14 protein-coding genes are annotated in these 19380 nt (G+C 63.8%); 3 read left to right on the forward strand and 11 right to left on the reverse strand.

Annotation, left to right across the window (positions count from 1 at the left end; all coding sequences use genetic code 11):
- Window positions 1-204 precede the first annotated feature (204 nt).
- From yddG to FAY22_RS15915, 7 genes are all read right to left on the reverse strand, one after another.
- Entirely contained in the window at window positions 205-1176 is a 972-nt protein-coding gene (gene yddG, locus FAY22_RS15885; RefSeq protein ID WP_146331114.1) for an aromatic amino acid DMT transporter YddG, read from the reverse strand.
- A gap of 69 nt (window positions 1177-1245) precedes the next feature.
- Window positions 1246-1923, reverse strand: coding sequence for a glutathione S-transferase family protein (locus FAY22_RS15890; RefSeq protein ID WP_146331115.1), 678 nt, complete (start codon window positions 1921-1923; stop codon window positions 1246-1248).
- Window positions 1924-2077: 154 nt separating this feature from the next.
- A complete protein-coding gene (locus tag FAY22_RS15895) occupies window positions 2078-3073 on the reverse strand; it encodes an FAD:protein FMN transferase (RefSeq protein WP_146331116.1) in 996 nt (331 codons plus the stop codon).
- A 12-nt stretch (window positions 3074-3085) separates the two neighbouring features.
- Window positions 3086-5203, reverse strand: a complete 2118-nt coding sequence (locus FAY22_RS15900) for a 4Fe-4S binding protein (RefSeq protein ID WP_146331117.1) — start codon at window positions 5201-5203, stop codon at window positions 3086-3088.
- An 18-nt stretch (window positions 5204-5221) separates the two neighbouring features.
- Complete coding sequence (locus tag FAY22_RS15905; protein WP_146331118.1) at window positions 5222-5812, reverse strand: cytochrome b; 591 nt, start codon at window positions 5810-5812, stop codon at window positions 5222-5224.
- Entirely contained in the window at window positions 5791-6744 is a 954-nt protein-coding gene (locus tag FAY22_RS15910; RefSeq protein WP_246860533.1) for a beta-propeller fold lactonase family protein, read from the reverse strand. The genes FAY22_RS15905 and FAY22_RS15910 overlap by 22 nt, the downstream gene beginning before the upstream one ends.
- Window positions 6745-6789: 45 nt before the next feature.
- Window positions 6790-8862, reverse strand: a complete 2073-nt coding sequence (locus tag FAY22_RS15915) for a TonB-dependent receptor (RefSeq protein WP_146331119.1) — start codon at window positions 8860-8862, stop codon at window positions 6790-6792.
- 136 nt (window positions 8863-8998) lie between these two features.
- On the opposite strand from FAY22_RS15915, the gene FAY22_RS15920 reads away from it, so the two are divergent.
- Entirely contained in the window at window positions 8999-11305 is a 2307-nt protein-coding gene (locus tag FAY22_RS15920; protein WP_168204855.1) for a TonB-dependent receptor, read from the forward strand.
- A 69-nt stretch (window positions 11306-11374) separates the two neighbouring features.
- Here the strand turns inward: FAY22_RS15920 and FAY22_RS15925 are convergent, their stop codons facing one another.
- The 3 genes from FAY22_RS15925 to msrB form a co-directional block, all read right to left on the reverse strand.
- Window positions 11375-14251: an insulinase family protein gene (locus FAY22_RS15925; RefSeq protein ID WP_146331121.1), complete on the reverse strand. Its 2877-nt coding sequence runs from the start codon at window positions 14249-14251 to the stop codon at window positions 11375-11377.
- Window positions 14252-14533: 282 nt separating this feature from the next.
- On the reverse strand, window positions 14534-15301 hold the full coding sequence (gene msrA / locus FAY22_RS15930; RefSeq protein WP_146331122.1) for a peptide-methionine (S)-S-oxide reductase MsrA: 768 nt from the start codon (window positions 15299-15301) through the stop codon (window positions 14534-14536).
- Window positions 15302-15336: 35 nt separating this feature from the next.
- On the reverse strand, window positions 15337-15837 hold the full coding sequence (gene msrB / locus FAY22_RS15935; protein WP_146331123.1) for a peptide-methionine (R)-S-oxide reductase MsrB: 501 nt from the start codon (window positions 15835-15837) through the stop codon (window positions 15337-15339).
- Window positions 15838-16367: 530 nt separating this feature from the next.
- Between msrB and FAY22_RS15940 the strand changes: the two genes are divergently transcribed.
- Both FAY22_RS15940 and FAY22_RS15945 read left to right on the forward strand, forming a co-directional pair.
- On the forward strand, window positions 16368-16688 hold the full coding sequence (locus FAY22_RS15940) for a barstar family protein (protein WP_210411836.1): 321 nt from the start codon (window positions 16368-16370) through the stop codon (window positions 16686-16688).
- A 78-nt stretch (window positions 16689-16766) separates the two neighbouring features.
- Window positions 16767-17201 carry a GFA family protein gene (locus tag FAY22_RS15945; RefSeq protein WP_146331124.1) on the forward strand — a complete coding sequence of 145 codons (435 nt, stop codon included), beginning with the start codon at window positions 16767-16769 and terminating at the stop codon, window positions 17199-17201.
- A gap of 364 nt (window positions 17202-17565) precedes the next feature.
- On the opposite strand, the gene FAY22_RS15950 is transcribed toward FAY22_RS15945, so the two are convergent.
- Complete coding sequence (locus FAY22_RS15950) at window positions 17566-19119, reverse strand: PAS domain-containing methyl-accepting chemotaxis protein (RefSeq protein WP_146331125.1); 1554 nt, start codon at window positions 19117-19119, stop codon at window positions 17566-17568.
- Between the last annotated feature and the right edge of the window lie 261 nt (window positions 19120-19380).

Here is a 19380-nt window from a genome sequence, read left to right on the forward strand (position 1 = left end):
GCAAGCAAGCCGGTGCATGCCGCGCAGGCGGTCAAAGCTCAGAGGGGGAAGCCTTGAAAAGCGAGGTGAAAAGCGCAGCATGCCGGCATTTGATTCGTGCCGGAGCAGAAAGGCGCCTGCCACGCAAAAGGAAGGCGCTTCCGGCACTGTATTGGATGGTGATTGAACAGCGAAATATCGCCTGATTCCGAGAGTATTGCCCCGTCAACGGCGCCCGGGCAGGCGGGTCGACCACCACGACATCAGCGAGCCGGTCGTCACCATCGCCACCCCAAACCAGAATGTCCAGGACGGCGTGACGCCAAGCCAGACGCTCGACAGGCAGCTCGACAGGACCGGGGTGAAGTAGGAAAGCACCGCCAGCAATCCGATGCTGCCGCGCTGTACGCCGACGTCCCAGGCGCTGTAGGCGGTGGCGGTGAAGGTGCCGAGCACCATGACCTGTACCGCTGCCGGCAGGCTGACGTGCATCGGCGGCTGCTCGCTCTGAAAATAGCGAAACCACAACACGCCGGCCGTGGCCAGCAGGAAGAGTCCCACCGCGCTCTTGCCGTTGCCGTAGCGGCGCGACAGCACGGAGTACGCCGCCCAGAGGAAAGCCGCCAGGAATGCAAGCGCATAGGCGAGCGGGTTGTCCGCGAAATTGTCCGCGAGCCGGGCCGCGGAAAACGCATCATTGCCTTTCATGACCCAGACGATGCCCAGGAACGCCAGCGCGATGCCCGGCGCCAGCAGACGGAAAGAAGCCAATTGCTGGCGCAGCAGCACCGCGAACAGCATGGTCAGGCTGGGCCAGAGGTAATTGATCATGCCCACTTCCATCGCCTGGCTGCGGTCGTGCGCATAGCCGATGGCAAGCGCGAGGCTGATTTCATAGGCGACGAAGAGCAGGCCGCTGACCAGCAGGTATCTGCGGTCGATCGTCCGGACGGCGGGAAACCAGGTAAACAGGACCACCAGCGCGCCGCTGACGGTAAAGATCACCGCCGGCCCGCCGACCGGGCCAAGCGCTTCGCCGATGCTGCGGAACAGGCCGACCGTGGCGCTCCAGAGAAGGATGGCAAGGATGCCGGCGACATTGCCGGTCCGCGCCGTGGAAGTTGAGGCAAGAGACGTGAGCACGATGGATATGCGCCGCCAGGCAAGCGGGCGATAGCTGGAACAGCCGAGGATCATACGTCACGCATCGATCTTGTACAAATCGTGGCAGCCCGGGTCGCGCGTCGACGGCGTGCGGTCAACTTTTCATTGGCCGGACGGGCGCAAATCCGGCGCCGGCATTGTAGAGATACCCTGGGCCAAGGCAGCCTCATGCTGTGCCGCCATGGCACGTACAAATCCGCCGCGCGCCTTCAAACGCTCCCAGTAGTCCAGGACCGCCGGTGTAAATCCCGCAGTCAGCTCCAGATGCTGCGCCAGCAGAAGCGCGTAACCCACCGAGACATCGGCAGCGGTGAACCGGTCCGCAGCCAGGTAGCCATGCTGGCTGAGCAAGGGTTCCAGGGTCCGCAAGCGTGCCAGGAACCACTTGGTGTAATCATTCACCACCTGCGTATTCCTGCGCTCGGCAGGTTCGAAATAGGCATACCGCAACAGCAGCGTCTGCGGGAATGTCAGCGTCGCTTCACCGAAATGGAGATAGTTCAGATATGCCGCATAACCGGGCTCGCCGGGCGAGACGTCCATTGCCTTCGACGGCAAGCGCGTTGCCAGGTACTGGCACATCGCGGCCGATTCCGTCATGCGGTTTTCGCCGTCGAGGAGTGCGGGCACGGTCCCAAGCGGATTGATGGCCAGGTATCCCTTGTCAAAGACACGCGGCGGAAACGGCAGCATCTTGAGTTCGTAAGGCAGCCCGAGCTCTTCCAGCATCCAGAGCGGGCGAAACGATCTCGCGGACATGCAGTGATAAAGAGTGATCATCGTCTGATTAATGATTGGTCGCGCAAAACAAAGCAAGGGAGCCCAAGCCGATTTTAACCTTGCGGCCTGCCCATCCGTCGCAAGCGGAATCGGCAATGACATCCAGCCGTCGTGCGGCGGTGTCCGGCCCGGTTGCGGACCGGGCAAGCCCTTCTCATGTCGCCGTCCACTGAAATCCTTCAGACTGCCTCCGGGCGCCGGCCTTGTCGACAAACAGCGCGTCGACACCCGGCAGCTCGCGCACCAGCCGCAGGCCCCGCTCCGTGCCGAGCACCATCAGCGCCGTCGACAAGCCGTCCGCCAGCATGGCGCTGGGGGCGGCGACCGTCACGCTGGCCAGTTCGGGAGGCGATTCGCCACTGGCCGGATCGACGATATGGTGGCGCGAGAAATCGGCGCTGAACGTCGTCTCGTAATCGCCCGAGGTCGCCAGGCTGCGCGCCTCGAGCGGCATCGTGCCGAGCAGGCGGTCGCGATGTCGCGGGTCCTGGATGCCGATGCGCCAGGGCTGTTGTGGAGTGCGCCGACCGATACCGGAAAATTCCCCGATGTCGACCAAAGCGTCGCGGATGCCACGCGCGCGCAGCGCGTCGAGCGCCAGGTCGGTCGCATAGCCTTGCGCGATGCCGTTGAGCGTGATGGACATGCCGGCGCGCGGCAGCCGCACCTGGTGCCGGTCGAACTGCAGGCTGCCACCGACCAGCGCCAGCGCCGCGCGCCGGTCGCCGCCGGCGGCTGCGGCGAACCAGAGCGGCTGCACCGTGATATCGAACGCGCCGCCGCTCAGCTGCGCCAGGCGGCGCGATTCCGACAGCACGGTGAGCAGGTGCGGATCGGGCCGCAGCAGGCTGCCGGTGCGGTTCAGTTCGTAGACCTGGCTGCCGGGACGGTAGATGCTGAGCAGGCGATCGATGTTGCGCGCGGCGCAAAACGCATCCTCGATGGCCAGGCGCGCGTCGCGTTCGCTGTCATGCACCAGCTGGATCGTGACCGTGGTCCCGAACGCCAGGTCTGCGCCGCGGAACAGCCGCCGCCCCGGCGCGAGCTCTAGGCCGGATTCGAAGGCACCGGGCGCGCTCGCCCGGCTTGAGCGGAAGGCGCCGGCCGCCAGCGCCCCGATCCCTGCCGACAGAAATTTTCGACGCTGCATCTTGGCTCCTGTTCAAACCTGCCGTATCGGAATGACAGCGCCGCGCTTCTTTTCCAGCATCAGCGGCGCGCACCTGCCGTCGTCGTGATAGATCGCCACGCAATCCATGCACTGAAAGCATTCGTCATAGCGGATCGCGCCGTCCTGCCGGATAGCCTGATAGGCGCAGCGGTGGCGGCAGGTCTGGCACGGCTTGCCGCATTGCGCGCGGCGCGCGAGCCACGGCAACAGCCGCACGCGCCCGAGCAGCGCGAGACCGGCGCCGAGCGGGCACAGATAGCGGCAGAAAAACTTGTAGCAGACGGCGCCGGCGAGCAGCAGCCCCGCCGCGTACAGCACGAACGGCCAGGAGCGCACGAACAGCAGCGTGACGGCGGTCTTGAACGGCTCGAACTCGACCAGCCGGTCGGTGGCGGCGGGCGCCGCGAAGACGCTGCCGGCGACGGCAGCCAACACGACGTACTTGAGCGACTTGAGCCTGGCGTCGGCGGCGCTACGCAGCCGCAGCTGCGGCAGGCGCAGCCATCGGCCCAGCTTCGCGGAAAATTCCTGCAGCGCGCCGAACGGACACAGCCAGCCGCAAAAGGTGCCGCGCCCCCAGATCAGCAGCGACACCAGCACGCCGCCCCAAAGCACGACCGAGACCGGGTCGTACAGCAAAAAGCCCAGGCCGCGCCCTTCCTTCACTGCCTGCAGGACGCTGGTGATGTTGACTATCGATAGCTGGCCCTGCGCATACCAGCCGATGAACAGCAGCGTAAAGGCGAGATAAATGTTGCGAAACAGCGCAAGGCGGCGCGCGCTCGCCACCAGCGCGGATTGCCTAGCCAGGGCAATAAACAGGATTGCCAGCGCTGCCGCGACGAGCGCGATTTCCCGCCAGCGCTGCTTCCAGACCGGCAGCCATGACTTGCCGTCGCCGTCCGGCACGGTATAAAAACGCTGCGGCAGACGATAGCTGAGCACGAAGTCCTGGCCGATGCGCTCCGGATAAATCATTCCTTTCAGGCGCGTGACGCGCAGCGCGAAATCGAGCGGTTGCGAGGGGTCGAGCCCGGCCTGGCTGATCACGCGAAATACCTTCGTCGACACGGGCGCGTCTTCATTGCGGCGCAAGGACAGGTCGAGGTCCATGTCGCGCATCTCGATCGGCAGCCCGCCCTGCGCCAGGATCAGGCGGTCCGGCACGGTGCCGGCGACGAAATCGTCCGACACCGGTCCGTAGCGCCCGCGCCACTGCACCAGCAAGGCATGGTCGCCCGGCTCCAGCCGCTCGGATAGCCGGGCCCAGCTGGCGTCGTCGAGCAGGCTGCGGCCGATCGACGGCACCGACACGTAGGCGAAGCGCATGTCGGCGAACAGCTCGCCGGGATGCGCGGCGGCCCGCTCGTCGAGGCCGGCGCCGGCCGTTCCCGCGAACGCCTTTTCCACGTCGGCGTTGCGCAGCACCAGCGGCTTGAACACCCCCTCGGCGGCCAGGGCTCGCGCGTCGAGCGCTTCGTTCACGTCCTGCCGCACGCGGGCGATCTGGTCCGGATCGCGCAGGCCTGAAAAGCCGAGCTTCTTGCGCGCGACCTTCAGCGCCGCCGACAGCACGCTCTGATTGATGATGCGCACCGAGGCGGTGGCTTTTGCCACGCCGTCGATATGGACGGTGCCGCCGTCCGCTCGGGCGCCGTCGCGTCGCGCTGTATCGATCGCGATGTTCTGCTTGAGCGACAAGCCGCGGTACTGGCCGACGAACCTGTGCAGCGGCGCCTCGCCCAGGCCGTCGAGGAAGACCGGTTCGTGGTGCGAGATCACCTGCACGTCGAGAAAGCCGCCGCCGGCATCGAGCGCCACCAGCAGGTTGAGCGGCACGCCGGAAAAGCCGGGCACGGCGGCGAAGTCGATCGACTCGAACAGATAGCCGACCAGCTCGGTCGCGGTGCCGTTCTGGCGGAACACCGGCCACACGGGAATGGCGTCATCCTTCTGGCCGATCATCAGCGGCGACGGGAATTTCTTTTCCAGCATGTCGCGCGTCAGCACGCCGGCTGCGGCCGGCACGCACACGCTTGCGAAGGCGGCAAGCGTCAGGATGAACGCAGCGATCCGGCGCCGGCCGGCGCATGCTCTCGACCAGTTCATCGCTTTCACTGGCTTCCTCTAGCGTTCAATATGCGGCAGCATGCGCCGCAGGACCAGGCCGCCGGAAGTCAGCAGATGGCGCGCCACCGCCAGCACGTGCACCGCGATCAGCGCGCACAACAGCCATGCCAGCGCGGCATGGAACTGACGGAAAAATGCTTGCAGCAGCGGATTTTCCCAACCGGTCTGCGGCAGCGCGTAACCGAAAAAGCGCACCGGATGCTTGCCGAAACTGGAGGCCAGATACCCTGCCAGCGGGATCAGCACCATGCAGGCGTACAGCAGGCGATGCGAAACCTGGGCCGCCTTTTCCTGCAAGGCCGAGAAATGCAGCCCGTCGCCGCGCGGCGCCAGCGCCCTGCCGCGCCACCACAGGCGCACCATGACCAGCATGAACGCCAGCAGCCCGAGCGACTTGTGCAGTCCGTAGTAATAGGCCACCGCCGGCGTGCGCTTGGGCAGGCCGACCATGTACAGGCCGATGGCGATCTGCGCCAGCAGCAGCGCCGCCATCAGCCAGTGCAGCGCAATGGCAGGCAGGCTGTAGCGCGGCGCGGCGGCGGAAAGGCCGTACGCCGCCGGCGAACTCAACGAATGACTACGCCCCATGGCAGTTCTCCCACGCTGATTTCCCTGATTACCTGGCGCGACGCGGTATCGATCACCGACACCGAGCCGGACCGGCCGTTGGCGACGTAGAGCTTGGCGCCGTCGGGCGTGATCGCCATGTTCCACGGCCGCTTGCCGACCGGGATGGTGGCGCCGAGCTTGTTGTCGGCGGTATCGATCACGCTGACGGTGCCGTCCTTGCCGTTCGATACGTAGACGGTCTTGCCGTCCGGATGAATGGTGACGCCGTTGCTGTAGTTGCCCGATGCGATGCGCGCGATGACTTGCTGCGACGCCGTGTCGATCGCATACACGGTGCCGGCGATCTCGGCGGCCACGTAGGCGCGGCGGCCGTCGGGCGTGAAGCCGATGCCGCGCGGGCGCCGGCCGACGGTGACGGCGTTGACCTGGGCGCGCTGTTCCACGTCGATCACGTCGACCGTGTCGGCTTCCTCGGCGCTGACGTAAAGCCATTTCCCGTCCGGGCTGAAATCGGCGTGCTCGGGATTCTTGCCCCTGGTCGGCACGCTGAACGCCAGCGTGCGCGTGGCCGACGAAACGAAGGCGACGCTGTTGCTGATTTCGCTGGCGACCACGATCCAGCGCCCGTCGGGCGAGATGCCCACGCCCTCGGGCGACTCGTGCAGCGCGATGCGGTCGACGACGGCGCGCTTGCCGAGGTCGACCACCAGGAGCGCGTTGCTGCCGCTGTCGCTCACGTACAGCATCGCGCCGTCGGCGCCGACAGCCATGCCGCGCGGCTTGCCGCCGGTGGCAACGGTCGCGACCACGCTGTCGCTTTGCGTGTCGATGATGGAAATGGTGCCGGACTTTTCGTTCGGCACGTAGGCGAAAGGCGCGGCCGAGGCGGTTCCTGCAGCCAGCAGCAATGCGGCTGCCGTGCCCAGCATGCTACGCACGAGCGGTGTCATGTTGTCTCCTTCATTGTTGTGGTGAAGCGCGCGGCGTCGTCGCGGCTACAGCGTGGCGCGCAAGCCGATAAACAGCCGCCGCCCGGCCGCCGGCTCGAAGAAGCGCCGGTTGCTATCGTTGACGATCACCGAGCCGGCGTAATTGCGGTCGAACAGGTTGTCGAGACGCCCGTACAGGTACCAGGTGGCCGGGCCGGCGCGCAACTCCTTGCCGGCGCGCAGGTTGAACACGGCGTAGCCGGGCGCGGCGTCGCTGTTGACGTCGTCGACATAGGCCTTGCTCTCGATGCGCATCTCGACGGCGGTAGTCAGCTTCGGCACAGGGCGGTATTCAAGCTGGGCGAACAGGCTGTGCAGCGGTGCGCCGGGCAGGCGGTTGCCGGCCGCGACGGTGCCGTTCTGGGTGCTCGTGTAGCTTTCGCGAAAGCGCGCGTCGAGCAGCGTGTAGGCGAGCTGCGTGCCGAACCGGCCGGCGTCGGTGCGCCAGCTCGCCTCCAGGCCACGGCGCTCGACCTTGTCGACGTTCTGGTAGATCGAGCGTCCGTTGTCGGTGGTCAGCGGCACGATTTCATCGTCGCTTTGCGCGTCGAACAGCGCCAGATCGAGGCTGTGCGCGCCGAAGCGCCACTTGATGCCGATCTCGCCCTGCGTGCTGCGCGACGGGCGCAATGCGAGGTTGGGACCGGTGGCGCCGGCGCGGTAGGCGATCTCGGTCAGGGTCGGCGTCTCGAAGCCGCGTCCGAGGTTGCCGTACACGTTGAAGCTGTCGCTGGCGAACCAGGTCAGGCCCAGCACCGGGCTGGTATTGCGGTATTCGACGCTGCCGCTGTCGTCGGGGCTGGCGCTGGTGACGAAGTGGTCGTCGACCGACAGCCGCACGCGGCTGGCGCGCACGCCGGCGCTGGCCTTCCATTGCGGTGCGAACGTCCAGTCGGCCTGGCCGAACAGGTCGACGTTGCTGGCGCCGTCGAGCTCGTCGCGCCGCAAAGCGCCGGCCACGCCGTTGTTGTTGACGAAGCCGCGCCGCGTCTGGTCGAGGTCGTCGGCTTCCACGCCGATGGTCCAGTTCAGCGGCAGGTTGTTGACGCGGGTGGCGTGCGTCCACGACAGGCCGGCGCCGCGATAGCTGTTGTCGAGGTCGACCACGCCGCCGGCGGAATTGGCCGCGCTGCCGCTGAAGGACAGCGTCTGCATCACCTGGCGCGTGCCGCCATAGACGCGCGCATCGATGCTGTCGACCGCGTCGAGCTTGTGCGCCACGACGATGCCGGCGTGCTGCTGCTCGATCGTCTTGCGCGTGTCGAAGGTTTTTGCCACCGATGCCACCTGGCGCGGATTGCTTTCGAACTGAGCATGCGTGAGCCCGAGCGGATCCTGTGCCAGCGGCTGGCGGAAGACGTTGGCGATGCCGGTCACCGTGGTCGAGGACGACGGGCGCCACAGGATCTTGGCGTTGGCCTGGGTGCGCTCGGCGGCGCTGTGGTCGCGGTAGCCGTCCGTGTCGTAATGGGACACGTCGACCAGCGCGCCGAGCTGGGCGGCGCCGCCGCCCAGCGTGACGTCCTGCTGGCGCTGCCCGTAACTGCCGGCGCCGAGCGAGGCGCGCGCGAACGGCGCGGCCGGCGCCAGCGGCGGGTCCTCGGTGAAGACCTGCACCACGCCGCCGGCGGCATTGCCATATAACTGGGCAACCGGGCCGCGCAGCACCTCGATGCGGCGCGTCGAGGTCAGCGTGGCGGTCGCCGCCTGCCCCTGCCCGTCGGGCATGGTGGCCGGGATGCCGTCGACCAGGATGCGCACGCCGCGCACGCCGAAGGTGGAACGCGTGCCGAAACCGCGCACCGACAGCTGCAAATCCTGTGCATAGTTTTGCCGCTCGCGGATCTGGATGCCGGGCGTGGCCGGCAGCAGCTCCGACATGTTCACCAGCGGCGAAGCCGCCGTCAGCGGATCGACCTGCACCGCGTCGATCGACGCGGGGGCGTCGAAGCGCGTCTGCTCGGTGCGGCTGGCCGACACCACGATCGGTTCGAGCTGCCGGTCTTGCTGCGCCTGTGCCTGCGGCAGCAGGAGCGCGCCGGCGGAAAGGGCGGCTCCTCCCCATATCAGTTTGTTCATGTTCGCCTTCTCGGTCTGTTTGATGTCTCCGGCTTCAGCTCAGCAAATTGCATGCCACTGCTCCGGCATCGGGCCGGAACGGAATTTGCGCATGTCACGTCCGCATCGATCATCAAACAACAAGGGGAGACACTTCATGAACCAGCGCAAACACGTTCGCCGCGCGGCAGCCGTCGCGTGCAGCCTGCTCGGTGCGATGGCGGCCGCGCCCGCCGCCCGGGGCGACACCACGCTGCCGGCGCTGGTGGTCAGCGCCGCGGCCATCCCGCCGGGGCTGGGCATCGAAACCGAGCGCCTGCCGTACAGCGTGCAGCGCATGTCCGCCGCCGAACGGCGCGAGGCAGGCGGCGACATCACCGAGGTCATGGCGCGCCGCCTGACCGGCGTCAACACCAACGAGATCGCCGGCAACGCCTTCCTCAACGATGTCAGCTTCCACGGCTTCAGGGCCTCGCCGACATTGGGCACCGCGCAGGGCCTGTCGGTCTACCTGGATGGCGTGCGCATCAACGAAGCGTTCGGCGACGTGGTCAACTGGGACCTGCTGCCGCAGGCGGCGCTCGACGACACCCTGCTGGTGGCGGGCTCCAATCCGCTGTACGGGCTCAACACCCTCGGCGGCACGCTCGCCTTCACCACAAAGTCGGGCCGCACGCACCCCGGCCTGTCGGCCGAACTGAGCGCCGGCAGCCACGGCCGCCGGCAGCTCGACCTGGCGCATGGCGCGCAGCACGACAACGGGCTGCACAGCTTCATCGCAGCCACCCTGTTCGAGGAAGACGGCTGGCGCGACCATTCCGGCGGCAGCCTCGCCAACCTGTTCGCCAAGCTGGGCGGCAGGCAGGGCACGACCTCGTGGGAGCTGTCGCTGTTGCACGGCACCAGCCGGCTGCACGGCAACGGCCTGTTGCCGAGCTATCGCCAGCAGGACGGCGCACAGCAAAGCGGCCTGTACGAGAGCGACCGCGCGGCCGCCTACACCTACCCGGACCGCACCCGAAACCGGCTCACGCAAGCCGGCTTGAACCTGCGCCACGCGCCCGACGACGCCACCGAGCTGGCGCTCACCGCCTACCTGCGCCACAGCCGGCGCGACAGCGTCAATGGCGACGTCAGCAACACGTACAGTGATTATGTCGAACGCTGCGCGGCCGGCTTCAACGCCGACGGCAGCGCGCGCGAACCGCAGTCCTGCCCCTACGACCGCGACAGCGCAGGCGCCCTGCATCCAGCCTCGCTGAACATGGCGGCCACGCGCCAGCGCAGCGCCGGCGCCAGCCTGAACCTGACGCGCTACCTGGAGCGGCACCAGCTGCTGCTGGGCGCCGCCGTCGACGCCAGCCTGATGCGCTACAGCCAGACGCAGCAGGACGGCTGGTTCGGCACCGACCGCGGCGTGATCGCCGATCCGCAGTCCGACGTCGAGCAGGAGGCGGCGGTGACGGGCCGCTCCACCGCGCTGGGGCTGTATGCGAGCGATACCTGGCAGGCGAGCAGGCAGACCGCGCTGACCGGTTCGGCCCGCCTGAACCGGGTGGAAGTAAGCAACACCATCGCCGGGCAGGCGCAGGAACGCTTCATCTACACCAGCTTCAACCCCGCGCTGGGCGCGGTGCATGCCGTCAGCGACGCGGTGGCGCTGTTTGCCAACCTCGGCCAGAGCAACCGCGTGCCGACCGTCATCGAGCTCGGCTGCGCCGACCCGCAGCATCCCTGCCGCCTGCCGGTCGGCCTGCAGTCCGACCCGTATCTGAAGCAGGTGGTGTCGCGCACCGCGGAAGCCGGCGTGCGACTGCATTCCGGGCGCCGCGACACGCTGACGCTGTCGGTTTTCCGCAGCGTCAACCGCGACGACATCCTGTTCCTCACCAGCGGCACGCAAGGCTATTTCGCCAACTTCGAACGCACGCAGCGCCAGGGCGTCGATATCTCGGCCACGGCGCGCCTCGGGACCGTCGACGCGTTTGCCGGCTACAGCTTCCTGGACGCGACCTACGACGCGCGCGGCGTGCTGTTCTACGGCGAGCGCAGCGTGCCGGTCGCGCCGGGCACGCGCATCGCCGGCCTGCCGCGCCATACCTTCAAGGCCGGCGCCAACTGGCACGCGACGCCGCGCCTGACCGTGGGCGGCAGCATGCTGGCGCTGTCGAGCGTGGTTACGCAGGGTAACGAGGACGGGCTGCACACCGACTGGAACGTGCGCGGCTACGCCCTCTTCAATGCCAGCTTCAGTTACAAGAGCGAGGGCCGCTGGGAACTATTCGGCGGTGTCAGCAACCTGTTCGACCGCCGCTACGAAACCTATGGCGCGCTGGCGGTCGACCTGTTCCCCGGCGGCAGGCTGGCGCAACCGCATGCCGGCACGGACGGCGCCGATCTCGCGCGTTTCGTGGCACCCGGCTCGCCGCGTACCGTGTCCATCGGCGTGCGCTACCGGATGTGACGGTGGGACAGGCTGTTGCATTTCATAACAGCGGCTGTCCCATTTTGGGACGGTGGCACATTAGCGGGATCATTCCAGCAATTGCGCCAGATGCATTGCTTGCATCCCACCGCAGTCGGTGGTCGCGTCTCCCGCAAACGCGCAGCGGCTTGCCGTCCTGCGCTGCAGCCAAGTTTTCGCGGCCTTGCGGATGTTATTTGCCGTGCAATTCAAAACGCCGGTACGGAATTGGTTGCGCATGTCGTCGGTGATGCCGAGGCGCTTGCGCGACCACGACTGCATCGCTTCCCGGTGCGGCGGCTGGGGTCTGTCCAGGTCCCGGATCACGCAAATGATCGCTTCTTCGATACTTTCCTGCGTGATGTCGGCTGCAAGCACGTAGTCGATCGCCGCATCGAAATCGGCATAGGTGCCTAGCAGGCGCGGATCGCGATTGGACAGCATCCGGAAAATCCCGGTCGTGGCGTCGAATGTCGCTCCGGCGCCGTAGGCGCCGCCTTCTTCGCGTATGGCGCGGTGCAATACTTCATTGGTCAGCCACTCCGCCAGGACGGCGCAGGCAGCGGCATCCGGATGCCCGAGCTTGGGCGCGAGCCATGCTGAACAGCAGTGATTGACCTGCGCTGCCGCGCGCAGCACGGTATTGGCCATCGGCCCGGCGCCGGCATCGCAGCGATCCGGCGCCGCCATCGCACGCGGCGTCGCGGGAATGGCCGGCGCCAGCAGCCGCGCCAGCGCGGATGCCGGGGCACCGTCTGCCGCGACGATGACGTACGCGGGGCTGGCGATGATTTTCGCGTGCAGTGCCGCCAACCGCCCCGCGATATCCCGCATGCCGTTTTCATGCGCGATCTGTTGCCGCAACAAGCGATAGAAAGGCAATCCAGCCGCCCCATCCATCACATTCTTGAAGCGCTCATTCTTCGACAGCGGCGCGGTCGCCCACAGCGCCGCATACGTATCGCCCTTCACCGCCAGGTCGTTATGCACGTCGTGCACATGACTGTCGATCAGGAATGCCATGCGCTCGACTTCGTCAAAGCACGGGGCGTGAATCGACTTCAGAAGCAAGCTCGCAAGATTATCGTGTTCTTCCTGCAAGCCCTTGGCAGAGAATTCCACAAAGATTTGCAGCGGCTTGTCCGCGGCGATCGGCTGGCTGGCCGCCACATCGATCGTGAAGTCCGGCGCCATCTCCTGGCGCCAGGCGCTGCCGGCTTCATAGCCCATCCCGGCGACGCCCAATTGCGGCAACAATCCCGCATACAGGCCGAGCCAGTGCCATTCTGGCTCGGTAAAATCGGACACGTCATACAGGACGGACGCATAGGCAATGCGATTGGTGGCGGCCTCCAGAACAACGACTTTCTCGTGCTCATCCGGAACCGGCACGCTCGGTTTCGCCGTCCGTGCAACGGCGGACGGCGCAATGCGCGGGAGCGCGCTCTTGTCGACATGCTTTCTCTGTTGTGCCAGCAGATCCGCCGATTCCCGCTCGATCCGCGCACGTTCTTGCGCACTCATGCTCGCGGCCAGCTCCGCCAGCCGGTGCTCCTCGCGTTCAGCGCGGCGGGCGGCAAAGCCCGCATCGGCAAACACGGTCGCTTCAAGGCGAGCCGGGGAAGCCATCAGTTCCTTGACCATGCCCTTGAAAAACTGCGGGTCTGAAATGTCCGCATCGAGCTGGCGCAGGAACGGCTCGACGTCGAACGCATCGACGATATCGCGCCCCATCATGGCAGTCGGCAACGCCGACAGCAGCAGGTGCAATCCGTACGGCACATCGCCACCATTGATTTCACGCTGGTCGAAACGGATATTGCGCAGCGCGGCCTTCAACATGGCGACCGGCACGCCGGTTTCCGACGCTTGTTCCAGCGCGGACCAGAGGTGTTTTCTTGCCTTCGCCATCGCGTTTTTCTTCAATCCTTCCATCCCGACATGCAAAATCATTTGCCGGACGCCGGATTCCAGGTGATTGAAGGAGGATGGGTAACCGAAGCCCGCCGATTCCATCGCGCGCATCAGCGGCGACGAACTATCGCCCAGCAAGCCTGCTTCCAGCAGACTGGCCCGAAAGAAAGACGGCGGATCGGCCGCTTCGCCCAGCAGCCAGGAAAACTGGAACCCGTATTCGTTTTCCGCCCCCTCCTGCGCCGGCGTGACGATGTGCGCCGTGCGCGGCGCCGTCCATGGCGTTGCCAGCGGCGGCTGCAACCGTGGCTGGCGTCCCGGCACGCGCGCCAGCACTTGGTCGGCAATCATGGCTTGCACGGCCGCCACGTCGACGCGTCCGGATGTCATGAAAATCGCCTGCGATGGATGATAGTGGCTGGCGTGAAAGGCTTTCAGATCGGCATACGTCAGATCGGGAATCTCGAGCGGGTCGCCGCCCGACTCCACCGCATAAGTAGTGCCCTCGAAAAGATGCTGGCTGATGCCGTGATCCAGTGCGCGCACCGGGTCCGCAAACGCATCCCGCATTTCGTTCAGCACCACCCCTTGCAGCGACAATCGATCCTGCGCCCATGTCAATCGCCAGCCTTCTTGCAGAAAGTCGCAGTAATCCAGGGTTGGGAAAAACGTGGCGTCCAGATAGACGTCAAGCAAGTTGAAAAAGTCCGTCTTGTTTTGGCTGGTGAATGGATAAACGGTGCGGTCCGGGTAAGTGAACGCATTCATGAACGTGGCCATCGAGCGCTTGGCCATGCTGAAAAACGGGTCCCTGACCGGGTAGCGTTGCGAACCGCACAGCGCCATGTGCTCAAGAATATGGGCACGGCCGTCGCTCGACTGCGGCAGCGTAGGGAAGGCAACGAGAAACGCCATTTCGTCATCGTCTGTGGCCACATGGATATGGCGGGCGCCAGACAATGGCTCCTCGTACTCTTCAATGACGGCATGGAGATCGGCGACCGGGTGGGCGCGCTTTTTTTGGAAAGACATTGCGATGCAGAGTGTATTCAACGGTGATGAACTCTCTTCCGAAGAAGACGGTTCTGGGGCGGATCGGCACAAAGAGCAGGCTGAACGACATCATACCGGGCAACGCGCGTAAAGCGCTCCGGTTTTATTTCGCTTAGACACAGATGCTACTGCCAATGTGACTCGGGCATGGCATCCCGAAGGGGGAATTGCGGGATACGCGTTCGGCGCGCCCTGATGAGACGGCGCGTGCAGGCGGTGGTGAACGCACCGAGCTTTCTTTGACGCTTTTCAGCTCCCCGTTTATTTCCCCGAAGATGCTCGCGCACCGTGTTGCGAAGCAACCAGGACCGGAGTTTCCCGATACTGCTCGGGATACAGGCGCTTCAGGTCGGCGATTTTCGGCAAATCGAATCGCGCGATATAGCCCGATTCCGGATGCAGCGTCGCGTAGTCCTGGTGATAGTCCTCCGCAGGATAATAAGCTGTGAAAGGAGCGAGTTGGGTCACGATCTTGTCGTGATACACGTGCGCCGCATCCAGTTGCCTGATGTACTGTTCTGCGACCCGCTTTTGATCGGCATTCTTGTAGAAAATGGCTGAGCGATACTGCGTCCCGCTATCTGGAAATTGCTTGTTGAGTTGGGTCGGATCGTGTGCAACGGAAAAGTAAATCTGCAACAACTTGCCATAGGAAATCTGCCTGGGGTCATAAGTGACGAGGACAGATTCGGCATGTCCCGTGTTTCCGGTGCTGACACTTGAATAATCAGCCGTTTCTTTCTTGCCGCCGGCGTATCCCGATACCGCGTTCAAGACGCCCCTGGTATGTTGAAATACTGCCTGGACGCCCCAGAAACAGCCGCCGGCGAATACAGCCGTATCCTGAGCATCTCCAGTCTTTACCGGGACATCGATGGCCGGCGGCGGGATTTGCACTGCGTTCTCGGCGCTGGCGCCGCCCATGGAATACGCAAAGGCCGCCACCGCGACCGATCCCGCGAGCAGGCTAGCCCCCTTGCCGATCAAAGGCCGAACCGGCCTTGAAAAATCGTTGCTCTTCGATGTCATGTTCCTGCTCCAGAAAAGTGACACATGCATATGAGTCAGGGCTGGCTTTTTGGCGTAAAGTTCATCGCAATACCGTTCATGCAATAGCGCAAGCCGGTAGGTGGCGGCCCGTCATTGAACACGTGGCCGAGGTGACCGCCGCACCGGCGGCATAGGACTTCGACGCGCGCCATGCCGAATGCGGAGTCGGTGCGCGTGCGAACGGCATTCTCCAGCGGCTGCCAGAAGCTCGGCCACCCGGTGCCGCTGTCGAACTTGGTTTGGGACGAAAACAGCGGTAGTGCGCAACCGGCGCACGTAAATTCGCCCGCACGTTTTTCATGATCAAGCGGACTGGAAAATGGCGCTTCCGTGCCGGCTTGACGCAGTACATGGTACTGGGCCGGATTCAGCAGCTTGCGCCACTCTGCATCGGTGTGCCTTACTTCATAGTGCTCCGCCGCCTGTGCCGCCGGGACGGGAAGCAATCTGCGAATTGCGGCCATTCCGGAACCGACGGCAAAAAGAGCCAATAAATTCCTGCGTGGATTGTTCATCATGGTTATCCTTCGACCAAGCCGGGAGCAGCGCTGATTATTGGTCGAGGAATATGAATATTCCTTACATATTCTGTACGCTGTATGCCCCGCCATCTTGGCGATCTGCCGCAGTTCCAGCGACAAGACCGAGCGGGGACGATGAACGCGAACTCCGAACACAGCGAGTGAACCAGCCACCGCGGCCAGGATCACGAGCGCTTTCGTCCGCCCTTGCACGCAAAGCAGCCCTTCTCAGGAGATTGACAACAGGCGACAACCTGCCATTTCCGGACATTCACTCCTCCCACGTATTCGGTATTGCTTTGGCAACATTCCCGTGGCAGGATGCGCTGTTTCTGGACGCTGCCCAGCTGCCGTCTTTCACAATTATTTATCACTGTATTTTTATACAGTATTGAGCCAAACGTAGAGTGGGTGCGGCTTTCGGAGGAACGATCGAATTTGCTTATCAGCTGCTCTCCGTGCTTATCAGCTCACCCTGTCCGTATAAGTACCAGTTATGTTGCAAAGGAGTGTTTGCGTTGCGTGTGAAAATTGACCTCGACCAAATCAAAGACTGGGAGGCCTTCCACGAGGTTTTTTTTGAAGTGATGGGTTTTCCAGGGTTCTATGGCAGGAATATGAATGCGTGGATTGACTGCATGTCGTATATAGATGATCCAGAGGCCAAAATGTCAAAGGTTGTCGTTAAGCCCGGCGACATACTTGAACTCGAATTAGAGGGTGCAGAGAAGTTTTGCGAGCAGTCCTCAGAAATTCTAAAAGAGCTTGTTCTATGCTCTGGTTTCGTCAATGAGCGATTTATTAGCGCGGGTTCAGAGACTCGAATATCGCTAATTCCAACATAACATGTCGGTGAACAAAGGCGGCTATGCCGCTTGTTACCTTAAACGTTAGGCATCAAACTTATAAAAAAGGAAGAGAAAATGACGGAAAGGAAGGGACGCTGTCTTTGCGGTTCGGTTATCTTTAAATTGACCTCAGAGCCATTAGCAACCAGAGTATGCTGGTGCCGTGACTGCCAGCATCTTGCCGCCAACGGAACTGTGAATGTTCTTGTGTCCGCTGCAGCACTCGAAATTTCTGGGTCTCTTTCCGAATACATCAAAACCGCCGACAGTGGCAATCAAATCGCACAGCAATTCTGCCCAACCTGTGGCACTCATCTTTTCGGGATCTCATCGGCTCGCCCGCAGTTTAGAGTGGTGCGCGCAGGTAATTTCGATGATCCTTCATCCATTAAGCCAAGCATGAATATATGGTCTTCAAGCGCACCTGGCTGGGCATGCCTTGATCCTACACTTGACCGAGTCGATCATCAGCCTTCTCCACCTCAACAACCGAGCGGTAATGCGGCTTAGGGTGTAGCGGAACTCAGGCTGCTTCGCAGCTGGTTACTCAACATGTGAATGGCGGCTTTCCACCTTTCCGAAAGGCAGCTAAGGGGCGGGTGTTCTCCTTCATCCCGCCCTTATGGTCGTCTGAAAGGCAGCCGATAGCGGCCGGTGCCTCACGAGTGCCGACCAAACCCTACCGGCCAATAGCGGCCTCTCGATTAGGGGTGAACGCATTGCCCATTATTCATCTGTAGAAGCTACCGGCTTGCCATTTCAGACTCTGCTTTGCCCGAAATTCGCGCAGACCAGGATTGATGAAATGAGTTCTAAAATGCTCGCGGGAGCCCTGGCTGAGCGGGGCTTGGGATCGGATGCCAGGAGGCAGCGATCAGCGGCGGAAGATCTGTACCGCACGGTGCAGCGTACCGGCCTGTTGTTTAAGACGTTTGCTGGTGGTGGCGTTTTGCTGAGCCAAGGCGGCGTTTTGCTGGGTGGTGCGTTCGATGTCGCTGATGGCGCGATTGACCTCGCTCACGCCCATCGATTGCTCGTTGGCCGCGTGCGTAATCTCCTGCACCAGGGTGGTTACGTCCGATACGGAGCGCACCATAGAGTTGATGATCTCTGCGGCCGAGTGGACATGGTGCGAACCTTGGTCGACCTGATCGCTGGAGGTCGTGATCAAGGCGCGAATCTCTTTGGCCGATTCGGCGCTGCGGTTGGCCAGGACGCGCACTTCACCGGCAACCACGGCAAAGCCCTTGCCCATTTCGCCCGCCCGCGCCGCCTCCACCGCCGCATTCAGCGCGAGGATGTTGGTTTGGAAGGCAATGCTCTCGATCACCTTGATGACTTCAGTCACCCGCCCTGACGCGTCGTTAATCGATTTCATGGTCTTCACCAGGTCTGCCACCGAGGCGCCGCCGGTACTGGCCGTGCGACTGACTTCCTGCGTATTGTTTTCCACCTGCCGCGCCGCGCCGGCTGTTTGCTGCACCACCGAGGTGATCTCTTCCATGGCCGACGCGGTCCGCTCCACGCTGGACGACTGTTCTTCCGAGTGCTCGGCCAAGTGGTTGCTGCCCTGGTCAATTTCCTCGGCGGCTGCCGTGATGCTCGACACTTCCGCGCGCACATCTTCGACGATCGCCTGCATGTTCAGATTAATCAGGCGAATGTTTCGGATCAGCTTGCCGATCGGGTGGCGCATGTCGGCGGATATGTCGCCCTCCAGATTGCAGCCGGCGATGCGCGCAGCCAGATTGGTACAGTGCTTCAGGGGCTCGGCCACGACCCAGTGGAACCAGCTGAGCACACCGGCTGCGCCCAGCAGCAGTACGGCGGCGTCGAGCACCGGCCCGAAGGTCGTGCCGGCTGCGGCCAGGTGGCTGGCCAGCAGGGCCGATAGCCACAGGCCCAGCGCCACGGCCATGCGTTGGGTCAGCGACAGGCGGAACACGCGCTGGGGCCAGTCGCGCCAGCCCACCTTGCGTACGCCGCCGGCATGCAGGCGCAGGCGTGGCCCGCCATTTCCGGGACTGCGGAGTTGCTGGTACAGGACTTCGGCCTCGGCGATCTGCGCGCGAGTAGGCTTGGTCCGTACCGAAATATAGCCGACATTTTTGCCGTTACGGACCACCGGGGTCACATTTGCCAGCACCCAGTAGTGGTCACCGTTTTTGCAGCGGTTCTTCACCACACCCGACCAGGGGCGGCCGCGGCCGATCGTGGACCACATGTCGCGGAACGCTTCTGGCGGCACGTCGGGATGGCGCACCAGGTTGTGTGGCTGCCCTAGCAGTTCGTCATAGTCGTAGCCGCTGACAGCAACGAAAACGGCATTGGCGTGGGTGATGCGGCCTTGGGCGTCGGTGGTCGAAACCAGCATGGCACCGTCGCTTATCTCGACTTCACGCTGAGTAACTGGCAGGTTGGTGCGCATTGCTTTCTCTAATGGTAGTAGAGCGCCCAAGGAGGAATGTGAGGTTGGGCGTATTACCTCCGGCAGTCGCGGTGATTGTGGCAGCCGCGCTAGCGAGATCAAGGAGATCACAGGTCGTAATGATATAAATCAATCTTCTTCCATCCATGATCCAGATCAAGTTTAGTTGCCATATATGCTATGGCCTCACTGATCCGGCAGCAGCCCAGACCAGGTACCTCGGAATCGAAGTGGACGATGCGCTTGAAATTGCCGAGCAGC

Source organism: Noviherbaspirillum sp. UKPF54, from assembly GCF_007874125.1.
GTDB lineage: Bacteria > Pseudomonadota > Gammaproteobacteria > Burkholderiales > Burkholderiaceae_D > Noviherbaspirillum.